This window comes from Singulisphaera sp. GP187, assembly GCF_900129635.1.
GTDB lineage: Bacteria > Planctomycetota > Planctomycetia > Isosphaerales > Isosphaeraceae > Singulisphaera.
The window spans coordinates 1,988,498-2,005,581 of the sequence record NZ_FSRB01000001.1; the positions used below are offsets into that span (position 1 = coordinate 1,988,498).

Annotated in this window: 12 protein-coding genes; 4 read left to right on the forward strand and 8 right to left on the reverse strand. The window is 61.5% G+C overall.

What is annotated here, in order from left to right:
• Positions 1-3: 3 nt before the first annotated feature.
• The 8 genes from BUS42_RS07820 to BUS42_RS07855 form a co-directional block, all read right to left on the reverse strand.
• Positions 4-1,434, reverse strand: coding sequence for an alkaline phosphatase family protein (locus BUS42_RS07820; protein ID WP_074306438.1), 1,431 nt, complete (start codon positions 1,432-1,434; stop codon positions 4-6).
• A 189-nt stretch (positions 1,435-1,623) separates the two neighbouring features.
• On the reverse strand, positions 1,624-2,640 hold the full coding sequence (gmd, locus tag BUS42_RS07825; protein ID WP_074306439.1) for a GDP-mannose 4,6-dehydratase: 1,017 nt from the start codon (positions 2,638-2,640) through the stop codon (positions 1,624-1,626).
• 79 nt (positions 2,641-2,719) lie between these two features.
• A complete protein-coding gene (locus BUS42_RS07830; protein WP_254053368.1) occupies positions 2,720-3,385 on the reverse strand; it encodes an EpsI family protein in 666 nt (221 codons plus the stop codon).
• 82 nt (positions 3,386-3,467) lie between these two features.
• The gene (locus tag BUS42_RS07835) at positions 3,468-4,433 is read right to left on the reverse strand and encodes an exosortase/archaeosortase family protein (RefSeq protein WP_074306441.1); all 966 of its coding nucleotides are present in this window, start codon (positions 4,431-4,433) and stop codon (positions 3,468-3,470) included.
• A 73-nt stretch (positions 4,434-4,506) separates the two neighbouring features.
• Positions 4,507-7,569 (reverse strand): tetratricopeptide repeat protein, encoded by a 3,063-nt coding sequence (locus BUS42_RS07840; protein WP_254053369.1) that lies wholly within the window; start codon positions 7,567-7,569, stop codon positions 4,507-4,509.
• A gap of 183 nt (positions 7,570-7,752) precedes the next feature.
• A complete protein-coding gene (locus BUS42_RS07845) occupies positions 7,753-9,264 on the reverse strand; it encodes an O-antigen ligase family protein (RefSeq protein WP_254053370.1) in 1,512 nt (503 codons plus the stop codon).
• A gap of 72 nt (positions 9,265-9,336) precedes the next feature.
• On the reverse strand, positions 9,337-11,580 hold the full coding sequence (locus BUS42_RS07850) for a GumC family protein (RefSeq protein ID WP_074306443.1): 2,244 nt from the start codon (positions 11,578-11,580) through the stop codon (positions 9,337-9,339).
• A 24-nt stretch (positions 11,581-11,604) separates the two neighbouring features.
• Complete coding sequence (locus tag BUS42_RS07855; RefSeq protein ID WP_074306444.1) at positions 11,605-13,347, reverse strand: glycosyltransferase family 4 protein; 1,743 nt, start codon at positions 13,345-13,347, stop codon at positions 11,605-11,607.
• Between the two features lie 684 nt (positions 13,348-14,031).
• Between BUS42_RS07855 and BUS42_RS07860 the strand changes: the two genes are divergently transcribed.
• From BUS42_RS07860 to BUS42_RS44100, 4 genes are all read left to right on the forward strand, one after another.
• The gene (locus BUS42_RS07860) at positions 14,032-15,129 is read left to right on the forward strand and encodes a S49 family peptidase (protein ID WP_074310819.1); all 1,098 of its coding nucleotides are present in this window, start codon (positions 14,032-14,034) and stop codon (positions 15,127-15,129) included.
• Positions 15,130-15,405: 276 nt separating this feature from the next.
• On the forward strand, positions 15,406-16,644 hold the full coding sequence (locus BUS42_RS44895; protein WP_254053371.1) for a hypothetical protein: 1,239 nt from the start codon (positions 15,406-15,408) through the stop codon (positions 16,642-16,644).
• Complete coding sequence (locus BUS42_RS46380) at positions 16,610-16,789, forward strand: colicin E3/pyocin S6 family cytotoxin (RefSeq protein ID WP_074306445.1); 180 nt, start codon at positions 16,610-16,612, stop codon at positions 16,787-16,789. Before BUS42_RS44895 ends, BUS42_RS46380 begins: the two co-directional genes overlap by 35 nt.
• Positions 16,701-17,048, forward strand: a complete 348-nt coding sequence (locus BUS42_RS44100) for a DUF7683 domain-containing protein (RefSeq protein WP_173878228.1) — start codon at positions 16,701-16,703, stop codon at positions 17,046-17,048. The genes BUS42_RS46380 and BUS42_RS44100 overlap by 89 nt, the downstream gene beginning before the upstream one ends.
• Positions 17,049-17,084: the final 36 nt, after the last annotated feature.

The following is a 17,084-nucleotide window of genomic DNA, read 5'->3' on the forward strand; positions in this document are numbered from 1 at the left end:
GGCTCAAGCCAACGCTTCATCGCGTAAGGCGATCGGCTTGAGCACGCGTCCTTGCAGGTCCGCGGGAACATCGAGGCCGAACAACCGGAGAATGGTCGGCGTGATGTCCATCAATTGCATGTCGGCGATCGGTCCGGCGGGAGTGATTCCGGGGCCGGCCGCGATCAGGAGTCCGTCCTGAGCATGGTTGGCATCATCCGGGCCGGTGTCGTTCTCGAAGGTGTGAATCTGGCCGGTTCCGACCGTACCGACCGATCGCCAGCGCAGGTTGCCGAAATAAACGAAGAGGTCGGGCGGGCTTGCGCCTCGAATCGTTCGATAAAGGTTTTCCGGCTTGAGCACCCGTGTCCCGATCGGTTTGCCGTCGGGGCCGCCCAGGGCTTCGAGTTCGGCCACGAGGCGATCGCGCGTCGTTTCGTAATCGTCGGGAGCCACCAGGCCTTGAGGCTCACGTCCCTTGACGTTCAGGAAGAGTCGGCCGTAGTACCCTCCGGAGCCCCAGGCCGTGGTTCGCGACCAGTCGATCTTCAAGGATTCGAGGCGTGAGGGTGTGGTGGGCGACTCGTGCAGCACGAGGTAACCCTGTTGAATCAGCCATTCATTGAGGGCGATGCCACCGTCCATGCATTGGGCGCCGTGGTCGGAGACAACGAGGACGTGGGCATCCTCGGGTAACACTTTGAGGAGTTCGCCCACTTTACGATCGACGTGAACATAGTAGTCGGCGATCACCGTTTCGAACGGATTGCCCGGCTCGTACCGGTGATGGCTCGGATCCATGTATTGCCAGAACGCATGGTGGACCCGGTCCGTTCCCATCTCGACCATCATAAAAAAGTCCCACGGCTTCGTCGTCAGCAGGTGACGCGCCAGGGCGAAACGCTTATCGGTCATCCGAACCAGGGAGTCGCGAATCTTCCCTTTATCAGGGGTCCGAAAGTCACTGACATCGAATTCGTAAGGATGGACCTCGGGAAGCAAGGCGATCTCTTCCTTGAGGTCGGGCGGATAGGTGTAGTTCGACGCGATCGAAGGAGTGAGGAAGTCGGTCACCATCAGCCCGTTGATCGGCCGAGGCGGATAGGTTTGGGGAACGCCGATCAAGATGACTTGCTTGCCGGCGGCGCCAAGGAAGTCCCAGAGCAGCGGCTCGTGGACGGCAAGGGCCGTGGCCGTGGTCATCTTCTCATAAGATCGATCCGCGCGGTTCCGGAACCCGTAATAGCCGAGGGTTCCCGGATCCTTGCTCGACATCATCGACATCCAGGCGGGCACGGTGATCGGGGGATCGCAGCTTCTCAGCTTGCCCCAGACGCCCTTGTCGCGGAGTTTGGAAAGATTGGGTAGACGGTCGGCGAACCGTTCAAACAGCAGGCTTGGCTCGGCGCAGTCGAGTCCGATGACCACAACTTTGGTTGCGCGTTCCCGTGTCATGGTGGACTCCTCATAGGTTCGACCGTCGATATCAATTTCACGGGGCGCTGGGCCCGGCTCTGAACCGTCCCGGTTGAGCGACGGACGGGAAGCAAGCCAATCCCAATGAACCGCGGAGCGGTCCCGGTCGAGCGCCCGGCAGGCGGCTGTCGCGCTGCCGGGCCGATCGGAAAGGCGCTGTCCATCTGGTCAGGAGGCCGAGTATCCCATCGCGTACTTCTCGCGGCGCGCGAGTTCGAGGTCGTGCTCGACCATCATCTTGACGAGGCCTGGAAAGTCGACCTCCGCTTCCCAACCCAGGCGTTCGCGAGCCTTGCTCGCATCGCCCAGCAGGACGTCGACCTCGGAGGGGCGAGTATATCGGGTGTCGAACTCGACGAAATCGTGGTAGTCGAGATCAAGCTGTGAGAAGGTCAACTCGAGGAACTCACGCACCGAGTGGGTTTCGCCCGTCGCCACGACGTAGTCGTCCGGCGTCTCTTGCTGGAGCATCAACCACATCGCACGCACGTAGTCGCCGGCAAAACCCCAGTCGCGCTTGGCGTCGAGGTTTCCCATCACCAGCTTCTGTTGCAGGCCTTCTTTGATCCGAGTGGCCCCGAGGGTGATCTTTCGGGTCACGAACGATTCGCCGCGCCTCGGACTCTCATGGTTGAACAGAATGCCCGAGCACGCGAACAAGTTGTACGCTTCTCGGTAGTTGACCGTCTGCCAGTGCCCATAAAGCTTGGCGCACGCGTAAGGGCTCCGAGGATGGAACGGGGTATTCGGCCCTTGCGGCGGTGCGGCCGATCCGTACATTTCGGAACTCGAGGCCTGATAGAACCGCACCGGTTTGGAGAGGGCGAGGTGCCGGACCGCCTCTAGAAGCCGCAGTGTTCCCAAGCCGACCACGTCCGCGGTGTAGAGCGGCTGATCGAACGAAACCCGGACGTGGCTCTGGGCCCCAAGGTTGTACACTTCGTCGGGGCGCAATCGTTCCATCACGCCCGCGAGGCTCGACGCATCCGCCAGGTCGGCGTAATGCAAATGGAAGCGTTCGCGGATCGAGGGTTCCGGACCGAATAAGTGGTCGATCCGCTGTCGATTGAGGCTGCTGGAACGACGGACGAGGCCGTGGACCTCATAATCAGGCTTGCCCAGTAAGAACTCGGCAAGATAGGAACCGTCCTGCCCCGTGATTCCTGTAATCAAGGCCCGTTTCATGATGCGAGCAACTCCTCATAGACTGCGAGGGGGCCGGGCCTAGGGGCGACCCTTCGGAAAGGACCCATGGCAGCCATGCTCATGGGATGAAATATTCAGCCCGGTCCTCGGGGAGGATCGGCTCCAACTCCGCCAGCAAAGCGGCGGCGAAACTCTTGAGAACCCTACCGTCGGGGTCGCTTTCGCCCGAGCAGAACACCTCGACGGTGAGCCCTGATCCACGAGTGGTTCGGCCGTGACTGCTCCGACTCGTGATCGGGAGCCCTCGGACATATTGCTCGAGCTTCCCTTCCCCGAAGATATAATACCAGAACCCGATTCCCATCACCAAATCACGCTGCGAGTAAGCAAGCCGCATGATCGGCAAGGATTTTCCGGAATCGCAAGGGATTGCCATTTCATGGGAAGCCGATTCGATCAAGGTCCAACCGGCCCCAGGGAGACAAATCACCGGGGAATGGCGGAGGTTGTCCCCCCGGTCGGAATAGTTGATCCAGAGATCGAGACGACGCCCTGGGTATTCCGGGCTCTCGTAGACCCGACTCAGGTACTCGGTCGCTTGCGACTCTTTCACGATCGCAGGATCGACCACCTTATCGTGTCCCACCCAACCGCCGAGTTGATAAGGCAAGATTGCCAAGGAGCGGCGAAGAGGCGGTCGCTCAATTTTCGTATACGACTCGAGACTCGCTTGCGCGGCGAGGCCGCAAGTCAGAATCAGGCCGCAAAGTAGAATGCGTCGCATCGGGGACATCGAAAATCCTCGCAGGCCAATCTGGTTCCGTGGTTCGCGTGTAGAGCTGCGAAGGTCGATTCCAGGACCAAACTCAGGAGGTTGGCTCCGCGGAGGGGATGGTCGGCCCGGTCATGGCACAGATCTGGTCGAGCACCCAGCAACCGCCTCGCAAGAGCGACAGGCCGAACCCCATCATCAGTAACCCCTCCAGGGTGTGGTAGGTTCCCGACGCGTACTGCGGATCCACGAAGTACATGACGTACCCCGTGAGGATCACACGGGCCACGTTGGCGGTGAGCGCGATCGGAATCGCCGAGGCAACAACCGCGAGCCGATACCACCAGGGGCGGGAGGCGAGATAGGCAACCGCCGCCGTCAAGGCGAGGAACCCGGTCAGTTGCCGCATTCCGCTGCAGGCCTCGGCGACAAACATCTGGATGTCGCCGGGCAAGGTCATCATATTGCCTTCGCAGAGCACGGGAACGCCGGTCGCGTTCATGAAGACCGTGGCGAGTTGACTGGCCAGCAACTGGAGCGGAGACGCGATTCTGGTATAGAGAGCAATCGGCAAGGGGACCATGAAGATCAGAAAGAAGATCGCGAACCAGTAGCGCCGGAGTGCATCGGTTCCCGCCAGCAGGGCACAAATGCCGGCCACACCAATCAGGAAGGCCAAATCGCCCAGGAACGGAATCGGGATCAGCACCATGACCAATCGCCCAAAGAGCGACAGACCCAGAAGCGCGACTCCGAGGATCGTCCCGCCCCGCAGCTTCACGGGCCCCAGCAGCGCTGCCTGGTTGGCGAAGTAGAGGCTAATCAATGGCACGAGAAATCCGTGGCTGTAATTTTCGTCGGTCGACCATGCATGAACAAAGTGCTTTAGGTTTACGCCAAAGATTAAACCGAGTACCCCAAGACAAAAGAGCCAGCCCAAGAGCCGCTTCCGTTTCTCCGGGTCGGTAAATGCCGTGGAGAGCAAGGCGCGGGGATCTTCGGGCTTCGGGGCAACGCTTGATGAAGCTACACAAACCGTTGCAAGGGGCGTCGTCGCCATGGTCGTAATCCTTGGGGCCGAATCCGTCCTTGGGAGAGACAGAGGAGCTATCGTTGATCGAACCTGAATGATCTCAGCGTTGAGCGCGAACCTTATCGGTACGCGTTCCCGAGTACCTCATGAGGTCGACGGCACGCTGAGAAATCTCGTCGTTAGCGTTGTTGCCCCTGGCCAGTTCCAGGGCGGTCAGCCGACCCGAATCATCATTGAGCCGTCGCTCAATCTCTGCCAAATTCATCCACCAAGAGCGCTTGATCGCATCGATCGACATCAACTCAAGCGCCTTTTCATAGCGTGTTTTCGCCTCGTTCCAGAGGGACTTGAAGGCAAACGCTTCCGCCTGAGCGGCAAGGTGAAGCGAAGCCGAGGTTCCCTCGAGCCGAGGGGCATCGAGACGCGACAGAATCAGCCCCAAGGCGGCGTCCGCGTCAGCGCTCCCGCGTTCGCGAAGGAATCGCGCTGCGGCCAACGGAATCGGCGCGAATGGCGGAAGGGCTTCCTTCCAGTCAGAGAACGTCCACGAAGTCTGCTCGGCCATGTCGCGGATCACTCGTCTGGTAATTTCCTCGCTCGGCAGGTGATATCGAAGGATTTGCGTATCTTCGTCAAATGAGGGCGTCACGACGCGCGACAGATCGGCGCGTGCGGCCATCTCGAGCGCACGGCGGTAGACCTTGATCGCAGCCTCTTTCTTACCGGCCTGAAGACATTGATGCCCAAGCCAAGTCTGAGCTTCGATGTCTTGGCTCAGACCGAGGCTCGGGTTGAAGGAGGAAACATGATCATCAAGGCGTGCTTGACGCGCCAACGCAAATCGCACTTGTGCCTGGATCGGCGACGCCTGGGAGGCGGCGTTGAGCAACTTCTTCGCTTGCTCAGCGTTCAGGGGATCGTCGGCTGGCCGACGATCGAAGTAGAGCGACCAGAGCATGAGGTTCGCGGCTGACGACCGCCACCACGCTCCTCCGGGAGTGGGCACGCTCTCGGGAAGTGGTTTCACATTGGCGGCTCCGCCCGCCAGAAGGCTGGCGACTGAACCCGACCACCGGGCATCGACCGACCAGATGCAGGACAGAGCGACGCCGGCCATCCCGAAAACAAGCACGGCGAGCAGGGCAGGGGGCCAACCCAACCAGAGCGGAAACGTCCAGTGAGCGGGCTCACGTGGTTCCGTAAGTATCGGTTGGATGAGGGCCGGACGCACCATCGCTCGCGGTGCCGTTGCTCGTTTCACGCTCGCGTTGTGCGACGCGAGGATATCCCGCACCGTCGGCCAGTCGCGACTCGATGGAGGGGGGATCGTTTCCTTCGTCGTCGATCCACTTCCGTCCCGTGCCGAATCATCGAACCGAACCGCCCAATCCGCAAGTGGAGTGGTAGGCGCTGAAGCTTGAGCGCCAGCGATCGATGGGTCTTCGACAGGATCGGTCTCGATCGAAGTACTGGAGACCGTGGACTTCGCAGTTCTCGAAAGCCCACAGGCATCGTGAACACTCGTCGTCAGATCAACAGTCGTCTCCTCGAGAATCACTCCGGCAGGATCACCGAGACGCGAATCGGTCACGATTCCGGGAGACTCGATCGGCGCCGTGAAAGTCGCGGACGAGGCAGGTGCGGTCCCACCCGCCTCGACGAGCGATTCCACACTTGAGACGCCGGCACTCCGCTCTTCGATGACTGCGACCGACTCGCTCGGAATCAACGACGGCGGAGGAGTGATGACCTCTTCGACTCTGACAGGATCATCACCTATTTCGACAAATCTCGACTCTTCGATGACCGCGGCCGGCTCGGTCAGAATCAACGACGAGAGAGGCGTAACGATCTCAGCGGCGGCCCCCACAGGATCGGCATCTGTTTCGAGGAGAACCGAGTCATCGACAACGGCCGCTGGCGACGAGAAGACCGCGACCGAGGGAAGCGTGAGGGCCTCGGTAAACCCGACAGGATCGGTAGGAGTTTCGAGGAGAGCCGACGCTTCGACGACGGACGGTGCCGGATCCGACAGAATCGCGAAGGAAGGAGGCGTGAGGGCCTCTCCGTCTCGATCAGGTCCTCCCCAAGTCTCGGTGAGAACGCCCGTTTCGGTGGATTCCGCAGCGAGTGTCTGGTCTTCCTCCCATGCGGCCGCCGTTGGGACATCGATTTCGTCGACCGACTGGCCCCCAGCCTGAGGGGCGACCAGCGTGTCGATTACTCCTTCCGACGGTGACTCGACGCTTCGGGACTGCTCGACTGCGGGCGAGGGATCGAGCCTGTCGATACCAAGGAAAGTCTCCTCGATCGGCTCCGCGAACGAAAACTCGGGTCCAACCTCCAGGTGGGTCAGCGAAGGGAGCGATTCAAGGGCCGACGAGCTCGGATCGACTGGCAAGTCCGGCGCGGAAACGACCTCGCTCCGACTCTCGGTCGTGGGAAGGTCGACGCGGGGAAGTCGCGGTACGTGATACGGCGGCGTACTGGGAGGAGAAATCTCGACCAGTGGAGCCGCCGTCAGTGTAGGAACCGGGGGAACGCTTGGAGGAATCTCGGTGATTGAGGCCCGTCGATCGACGGGCGAGCTTCCTCGCCATGTTCGGGTTCGCAATTCCGCGGCGTCGAGAGATGCGCGTCGGACCGTCAATTCTTCTGGTGGCGTGGTCGCCACGGGAGGAGGAGAGGCCAGTGGGGTGGCCGCAACGGGCGGACGTGCACGGACACGCTCGCCGGCCGCTCGCCAGCGGTTCTCCCATCGCCGTTCCTCGGGACTGACGTCGGACCGTTTCGACCGCTTCTCCGCGTTCTCCTTCCAGCGCGACACAGGGTCGTATTCCGGAGCGGGTGTGGGACGGGGAGGCGGGGGCGCAGTGAACTCGAACAGGTCGCTCGGATCGTCACGACCTCGCGGGGGCGTCACGGGGGGACGAACCTCTTCGCGGACGATCGTCGAGGCCGTTGGCGCCGGCGACTTATAAGCGTGCCACTCCGGCGAGGCCGCGCCGGTGGGGCGTAAGGTGAGCCAGTGCTCTCCGACCCGAAATGGGACATCGAAAGGAAGCGGGCAGGTAGCCTCCACGGACCGACCATCAATCCAGACGAACCCGGCGGCGCGCGAGGGAACAAGCTGCCACTCCCCCCCCGGCGGCGGAGTCGGCATTCTTCGTCAGCCAGGTCGGGTTCGGTCAGACGGACTTCGCAATAGGATGCGCGGCCGATCCGCACCGAGGAGCCGGGGAGTTCGACGACCCGGATCGGGTCCGAGTCTCGAGCCTGGATATGGAGGCAGGCAGTTTCCGGCATCGTGGGATCAACTCCTCCTTGAAGCACGTCGAGTTGACGGCTACCCACGTTCCACGAACAGGTCAGTCCCGCCCGCAAGCCAGCGGTTGCAGACACCCCCGAGGGCACTCACAGCGACAGCGACAGCGGCGAGTTCGATGGTCCAGTGGATGACCGCGTATAAACTAAACCCCGCCGCCGCTCCAATCAAGCCGAACACCAATGCTCGATCCGCGGTCCCTACTCGACGTACCGCCCCAGGTAACCGGTAAAGGCACCAAATCATCCCAACGAGCAAAAGCGCCAAACCAACGAATCCCGACTCAACCCACCATTGCAGGAGGCTACTGAGTGCATTCGTTCGCGTCTCGTCCTGCGTTTTGTACGAGGGGTAGATCGAAGTGAAACTTCCCAGTCCGGTGCCGAAAATCGGAAAATCACGGGTCATGGTCCAAGAATCGGCCCAGACCCGCGAGGCGGCCTGGAGGCTCACGGCCGAGATCGGCGCGGGAGTATCCGGAAGCTTCTCGACAATCAATCGCGTCCCGATGCCACTCCCCAATCCGGTCAGTGCCAGCAAGGTCAAACCGAGCCCGGTCCAGCGCACTCCCGTCGGCCACGCACTCGGCAGTCCCACCAGAATCAACCCGAACGCGAAGGGCAAACTGAGCAAGGGACCAGCCAGCAACCCCACCATCAACGCGCTTGTGACCAACAAGATGGAAAGCAGGACGACCAAGCCACTCTGGCCGGACTCTGCCAGTCGGACCGTCAACAGGGCGCGGCTGCCACGAGGCGCGATGAGCTGGAGCAACATCGCCAGGGCAAGTGGCAAACCGAATGAAGCGAGCGCCAGATAGGCATCGGGCCCTCCCATCAGCGTTCCAACCAAGAAGGGTCGGTCCGGAAACAGTTGACCCCACGACGGGTGTGACGATGATGATCCGGCGACCGACCGCAGGACGAGCGAATTCGGCGAGGTCATCAGGTCCGAGTTCGTGGGCGCCCACATCGGTCCAAAGCCCGGCTCGAATAAGCCATAGAGGCCACTACTACGGCCGACGACCTGGACCACCACGAAGCAGGTGTTGAGGAAGAAGACACCAAGCAGGCAGCCCCAGATGAGATAGAGACGACGAAGCCGGTCGGTATAGTGCGACACCCCCCAGAACAAGGCAAGACAGACGGAAGCGCCGACGATCCAATGTAGTGTGGCGGCGCGGTCAACCGTGATCGGTGAGCGATTCATCGCCGGATCGGGAAGTGGGATCGACGCATCGAGTTCACGAACCCGATCGGGGAAAAAGCCCAGGCTATAGACCTGCTGAGATCGCGGCGAAAACCGAGACGCAAGTGGGGCCGGCAATGGTGCGAGTTGCACGATCCCGAGCACTAAGGCAAGGAGCCCCAGGAGCGTCAGCGGGCTCTTCAGGAGTCGCATTTTCCCTGCGAGAGCGATTTGGAGCAGACAGGCCAACACGAAAAGAAAGGTCAGCCCCGAAATCAGCGGCCCGGCCCACCAGACCGCGCCGCCAAAAGCGAGCGTCGTGCCGACCAGCAACGTGGCCAGCACAACGCTTAAAAGTCGATCGTTTTTTACCTGAAGTCGTCGGCGAACGTTCAAAGGTGCGTCTCCGGCTCAGGACTACAGCGACGTGGCCATGGGAAGGGCCGTCTGCTCTTCGCTGGGAGCGTCGAGACCGGGAGCCGCGGGAGCGCTTCGCCCCGTAATGCTGCCCGTATAGCCATAAGGCGTCTCGGGCCCATAGCTCGACCAGTTGCGAAGATCCTCGTAGAGCCCATTGAACACGACGCCGGCGATCATGACGTGCGACTGCTCAAGCATGGCCTTGGCATGCTGAAGGGGCCGAAGCTCCTGAGAACCGGAGCGGACGACGAGCAACGACGCGTCGACGATTCGCCCCAGCATCCGGCAATCGGCCAGGCCGAGAATCGCGGGACCGTCGAGGATCACGCGATCGTAATGACTCGACAATCCGATGATCAGCTGGCGAAGCTCAAGCGCCCCGAGAATCTCGATCGGAACGCCCGTGGTATCGCCGGTGGGAAGAAAGTCGAGATTCGGGATGTCGGTGCGAACGACCGTTCGCTGCCAGGGCAGGTCGCCTCGCAGCACATCGACCAGACCCAAGCCGGAACCCTCCTCATCCAGATCCTGGAACACACCGGCCAGGCTGGGACGACGAAGGTCAACATCCATCAAAAGGGTGCGTTCGCCGGCACGGGCGCAGGTGGCGGCCAGGTTCAGGGCGGTGGTGCTTTTGCCTTCCCCCGCCTTGGCACTCGTGACCAAGAGCGTAACGATCGGCCCCCGCTTGTCGGTGATTCCGATCAGGCTCGCTCGCAAGTTACGAAACGCGTCAGCCTCGATCGAGTCGGGGGCTCCCGGGGTCCAGAGATGGCCGCCGCGATGGAGTAAGGCGGAACGCCGAATTTTCGGGATGACTCCGAAGAGCGGCAAGGTCAGCGCGGCGGTCAACTGCTCAGGCGCCTTGATCGAATGGTCGATGTGCTCGAGCAGGCAGACCACGCCAATGCCCAATCCAAAGCTCAGAATCAACGCGAAGATCATGTTCAACGCACGTTTGGGACGGATCGGCTGGGTGGGTTCCGCCACGCTCGCGACTTGGATGACCGGGTCCTTCTTCCCCTGCGAGATGGCGGAGAACTCCCAAATCTTCTTTTCCATCTCCGCGATCTGGTTCTGCTTCAACCTGAGCCGATCGATCGAGTCGGTGTATCGTTGGTACGTCGGCATCGAGGCCTGCAACTCATCGAGCAGCGTTTTGGCCATTTCCTCTTTTTGCCGAAGCTCTTCCTTCTTGGCATCAGCCAAGGAGTCATACGGGTTGCCTTCGGCGGCCCCCGCCGACGAGTCGCTCAGGGCATTGAGCCGCTTAAGCCGAGCGACCACCCCTTGAAGCTTCTTGGCGGTATGGAGAACCGCGGGATCGTGATCGAAGTTCCGAACCTTCGACTTGTAGGTGCTCAGCGTGTCGACAAGCGTTTCTCGCTGCAAACCGAGCTCGGACTTCTGGGCTGCATAAGGATCGGACGGAGCCTGATTGCGCGCGTTCGGAAAGGCTTGCGACAGATAGGACTGCTGATTGAGGTCTCTCAATTGGTTTTGATCGTTCTGGATGCTCGAAGTGAGCAACTCATAGGTTCTCTCTTTGATATTTTTACCGCCCGGACCGATCACTTCCGAATCCTGGACCATAGCGATGATGGATTTATTGATATCACTAAGCTCATGCTTAAGAACCGTCAAATAGCCGTCGGCGGACTGCTTGGCATTGTCGATTTTCTGGTTGATCTCATCGCTAGCTTGATTCTTGAAGGCGTCGATCAAAAGTTGGAGCGATTTTGCGACCCGCACGGGGTCGCGGCCTTCGAGCGTCACGGTGTACTGGTTCGTCCCCGTCACCGGCCGGGTCTGGATGGCGGCGACCAGTTCCTCCGCGGCGTCGGTTGAGGCGCCGGCTCCGTGGGTCAAGCTTGGGTCATTGACCACCTGATCCGCAAGCCTCGGGCTCCGCAGCATGGCGATCCGGTTGGGCCCGTAGGTTTCCGAGCTCTCAGGCGCTTCATGCCCCACCGTGGGCGAGACCAACGACGAAAGGACCGGATCGAAGTGCGGGGCTTCGATCGCAATCTGGGTTTTGGCGCTATAGACGTTTGGCTGATACGCGATCACGATTCCGCAGAGAATGCTCAGTGGGACGCCGATCGCCAGCACAAACCAAATCCGGCGACGCAATGCGCGGAGATAGTCGGAGGCGGATTTCCCGGCGTTGCTCTGGGTCGGGGCAGTCTGAAAGTTCGGAGAGCGAGGCGGCCCGGCATACCCTTGGATTGTGCCATCCATGATGATATTCCTGCTCCATTAAGATTATTTGTCGCCCAGAGTGGAGTGGTGGACCACGGGTCGAGCACTCCATCTCAACGTCATCCGGAGCCAGTTCAGCGAGACGCGGGTCAAAGACGGGGAAGTCGCGATGGCCAGGACCGGCGTCGCCTGTGACGAGAGGCGGGGGCCGCTTGAAAAAGGCTCCGGCGACGACCCGTGCCCCAGCGATCCCGAAGTCTCCTCACCCCGATCGTGGCTTTCTTCCTCTTGGGTCAACAACAACCGCTCCACCCGTTCGGCCGTGGCCAGCGAGAGTCGCTGAAGGAAGCGGAAGGCGATGTCGGCCTCGGTCGTGGCCTCCGGCGTCTGATGAAGCGAGACGGTCAAAAGCAGGTCTTTGCCACTGGAGAGTCGGAAGACAGCGGAAGGTCCCGACAGGGGCGCGGACATCGACGCGGGCTCCTCACGACCCTCGTCCTGAACGAAGACCTCGTCACCGTTGCGAGTGCAGGAGACCCGCTCGACTTTGCAGCCAAGCTCATGAGCCGTGGATTCCAGCAGCGTTCGGATCGCCGCAACATGTTCACAGAGCTCGATCCGCTGAATCGCTTCCCAGGTCAGCTTCGCGGCGGCTCGCTCCTGGCGGCCCCGCGCGATTCGTGCCTTGAAATCGCCGCGGAGATTGGCGAACTCGTCCATCCGACTGGTCAGGATCAGGAGAAAGGCGAGGCAACCCGACATCCCGAGAATCAGCGCGAGCATTTCGTTCTTGAGACAGACCCCAAGCAGCACTGCACCGCAGAGGAACCCCGAGAAGCAGTAGAGCAGGAGCGCGGCCTGACGCGGATTCAGCCCCAGCCCAATCAAAAGGTGATGAACGTGACGTCGATCGGCCGAACTAAGAGGCAGGTTTCGCACCCAGCGCCGAAAGATCGCCATGGCGGTGTCGGAGATCGGCAGCCCCATCGCCAGGATCGGGAACAGGATCGAGATGGTCGACGGGCCCTTCAATGATCCTTGAACCCCGATGATCCCAATCAAGAGTCCGATCAACAAGCTCCCACTGTCCCCAAGGAAGATACAAGCGGGATGCCAGTTGTAGAGCAAGAAACCGGCGAGGCTACCCGCCAACGCGGCCGCCATGATCGCGACGCCCACATTCTGGTTGTGGATCGCCACCAAGGTCAGCGTACCGCTGACGAGCAGGCCGACACCCGAAGCCAAACCGTCCATCCCGTCGATGAGGTTCCAGATGTTCATGCAGGCAAGGAACCAGAGCATCGTGACGATGAGGCTCGGAATCGAGACCGGCAACGTGAGGCCCATCATCGACAAATTGATGACGGGATGGCTCAGATCGATGGCCATGCCGAGAATATCGAAGCGCTGAATGCGGATACCGCCGATGAAGAGAATCATCACGGCGACCGCTTGGCCGGCGAGCTTCATGCGAGGCGCGATCGAACGCGTATCGTCAACGAAGCCGACGAGCAAAACGATGAGACCGGCCAAAAAGACCGCCCACTGGCAAGCCCACCATTCCTGGACGCCGGGCCAGTCGTTCAAGTAGCCACCATATCCCACAAGCATGATGGCTGAAGCCAGGCCGAACGCCAGCCCCAAGCCACCCAGCCGTGGCGTCGCTCCCTTGTGAATCCTGCGGAACTGGTCTGGCCGGTCGATGGCGCCGGCCCAGATCGCGATCCGCGTCACCATCGGAGTGGCTAAGACGCACCCCATGAACGCGACCGCGAAGATCAGCAAGAAGGAGTTGGAAATCATCATGGACGGGAACACCCTCATCGCCCTCGATCAAATGTCCGCCCGAAAGTCATTCTCGGGATGACGCCCGCCAGCGAGTCAGCAATCGGACACGCCGAGAGCATCCGAGCCAAGCCTGATTACGCCGCCGAAAGCGTTCCGGGTTTCCCCGCACGCCCCTGACGCGCTGAACCGGCGAGCCCATCGGACTTCACACCATGTTGTGAATACGATCCAGGCTCGACCTTCGCACCGGATTGTTCGCAAAGCCGAGGAGTGACCGATTCGACCGTCCCGGTTGGGGCGATGGACCTCGTTGAGGAGGATCGCGAAAACCCGCGGTCGGAAGGTGGGAGAGCGTGAGTTGAGCAGGACCGACTCTTGGAGCAAGCGCCAGATTTCACGATGATGACTCGTCTTCCTTGACTCAATCGGGCGATAACCGCCCTGTTGTCCATCGAGGGCGGAGCTTTCCTGGTCCGAAAAGTATCAAGGTTTTGTCAGCGCCGGTCAAGATCGATTCTCAGTCGCGCGGCTCCGAAACCGAGATCCCGCGCGCCCCGCACCCGGCGACGGGCGAGCGCGGTACGGAAGAACCCGTTTGCTGGCGAAGTTCTGGCAGGCTTGTGCCGATTAAGCTAGTGAACGCGATTTTCCCGACGCCAGGAAGGGTTGGGCGTGTACCGGATTGGCAAGGATATTTTCGCCATGCGCTGGGAAAAAGGATGGCCGAGGACGAAAGCTGATCGAGCCTGGATCCTTTTCGCCTGGTTAATCGCATTGTCGGGATGCCACGCCATTCCGATTACCGGCCAGGTGGACACCAACGCCAAGGTTGCGGCGAACTTCCAAGGGACGGTCGACGTCCACCTGCCGTCCGCGACCGACCCGGGCCCGATGATCCCGGTGGTGGTGCGTCGAGCCCCGGCCGGTAGCGAGGCGGCTCGCATCGTCATCGTCGACGTCGACGGCCTTTTGCTCAACCAGAATCTCACCGGGATCTACTCGGTCGGAGAGAACCCGGTCTCGGCCTTCCGGGAAAAACTCGAGATGGCGGCCGGGGATCCTCGGGTCCGCGGCGTCGTGCTTCGCGTTCACAGTCCCGGCGGCGGCGTCACGGCCTCGGATATCCTCGCCGAGGAACTGCGACGATTCCGCCAGGCGACAGGGAAACCGGTCGTCGCCTGCCTGATGGATGTCGCGACCGGAGGCGCCTATTACCTGGCCGTCGGTTCCGACCGAATCATCGCGCTCCCCACGTCGATCACGGGGGGAATCGGAGCGTTGATCAACCACGCGAATCTGGAAGATGCGATGGCCCAGCTCAACCTCCGTGTCGAGCCGGTGAAAGCGGGTGAACTCGTCGACATGGGATCAGTAGCAGCCCCCCTCTCGGACGAGGCGCGGGGCCTCTTCCAGGACATGGCCAACGGATTCCGTGACCGGTTCGCGACCCGGGTCGCTCAATCCCGGCCAATGATGACCGTCGACGATCACCGCTCGATCGCCGACGGCCGGATCGTTGCCGCATCGCGGGCACTCAAGCTTCACATGGTTGACCAGCTGGGTTATGTCGACGACGCGATCGCCGAGGCGGAGCGACTCGCAGGTGTACCGGGATCGGAAGTCGTCTTCTTCGAGCGGGCAGGTCATCCCACCCGATCGATCTACTCGATCGTGCCGAATGTCCCCCTTCAGAGCGAGCTAATCCCCTTCAGCTACCCCGGCCTGGAACGGAGTAAGCTGCCGACCTTCCTCTATCTCTGGCAGCCTGATCCCACGATCACAAAACTGAGCGGTCGCTAACGCTGGTTTAGATGGCGGACGGCCCAAGGCCATTCGGACGGACCAGCCGTCCCCCCACCTCGTTGATGTTCTCCAGCGGTTTACCCTCGAGTCGTTCACGCCCCTTTTAGCTGGGGTCTGTGCCCCCGGGGCAAAGGCCATGAGACCCCAGAGAAGGCTTCACTTGGCCTTCGTTTGTCCTGACCGTCACGGATTTTGGGGGGAGGGCGGCGGCGTGATGACGTGAGGAGACGAAACGACCATGATCCACGGTGCAACACCGAAAGGAGGTGGATCATGGCCGAATCGCTCGCGACACAGGCGTCGCGAGGGCATCGTACCCTTTGCCTGCCCTTCGAGGAAGAATCCTACCGCCGTGTCGTGGGCGACCCGGCCGAGTTCCGCCGCGTCGTCGACGCCTGCTTCCGCGACGCCCCCGAGTTGTTCCCAGCCGGCTTCGCCCACGGCTACGAGTTGAAGGACCACCGGATCTCGGCGAAGCGCGGCCTGCCGATCCGTCGCATCCTCCTACGCGACGGCGTCGCCTACAGCCTGCGGCCGTCGTTCCTGACCCCGTACCTGGCGGCCCGCACGGGCGACGTCGAGGCACCGCTGTTCCTGCGAACCTTCGGCGTGCCGTTCTGGGCCTTGGCCCGGGTCTTCGGCCGCGACCCGATGTACTGGTATCGGCTGACGTGCGGCCTGGGACGGTCGAGCGTTGCGGGGACGACCGTGCGGCGGGTCGAGATCCCGATCCACCTCCTGGCCGACGAGCACCACCAAACGATCGACGGCGAGAAGGTCTACGTCGCCACGACCGTCGGCGACGGCTGCGTCCTGGGCGCCGAGCCCGCAGCGGCGGCCGGGACCGCCGATTTGACGGTGGCCTACGGCGTCTTCAAGGCCGAGGCCCGCGACGTCGAGCCGACGTACGCGTCGCGGACGGTGAGCGTCGACGGCTGGACCTCGACGCATCAGGCGTGGCTGGCGTTGTTCCCCCTGATCGTGCTGCTCCGCTGCTTCCTGCACGGCTGGCTGAACATCCGAAGCCGCGGAAAGCTCAGCGAGTCGTTCCGGGAGTTGTCGAAGCGGGTCTGGGAGTCGTACCACGCGCCGTCCCGCCGAAGTCTCGCGCAACGGCTGCGGCGGCTGCGTGAATGGGCTCAAGGACGAGGGATGTCGGCGTGGCTGCTGGAGCAGGTCGAGAAGCTGTGCGGCCGGTCGAAGGAGTACGGCGAGGCGTATTCGCACCCCGGCGGCCACCGCACGAGCAACATGCTCGACCGGATGATGCGAGGGATGAACCGCTACTTCGACCGCGGCCAGCACCTCCACGGCTCGCCCGCCGCCTGCCGAGCCTGGGCCCTGCTGGCGAACTACGCCCCCTGGCACCCGGCCGTCGCGAGCGCGAACGAGGGATGGCGATGCCCCGCCGAACGCCTCAACCGCCATCGCTACCACGACGACTGGCTCCAGAACCTGCTGATCTCTGCCTCCCTCGGTGGCTACCGGTCGGCCACCCCCCAAAATCCGTGACGGTCAGCATTTTTTATGGGATTCGCAGCACGGTGCCTGGGAGAAATACAACTCCAATGGCAGACATCTCGGGGAATTCGATCCAACAACGGGATCTCGGACGAAAAACGCTGACCCGAGTAGGAACATCAGACGTTACCTCTGAAAGAAAGGTGGCCGCCGTGCACAAATACATCGTATTGGTTTTCAGAAAAGATAGAGACGGCACCTTCGTGACCCAACACAGCATCAACAGACTTACACTCAACGACCTCCAAAGCTTGTTTGGAATTGATGAGTCAAATCCCATGTTCGACTGTTATCTCGTGACCGAAGCACAGAGAGCATCTATTGAAAAGGATATTGGAATTCGACTGAATCTTGCTCAGTTTGATTATCAGGTGTCATGCGAGTCGGCTGACTAGACCTAAAACAAGCCTAATTAGGGCGCTGGCCGTTCG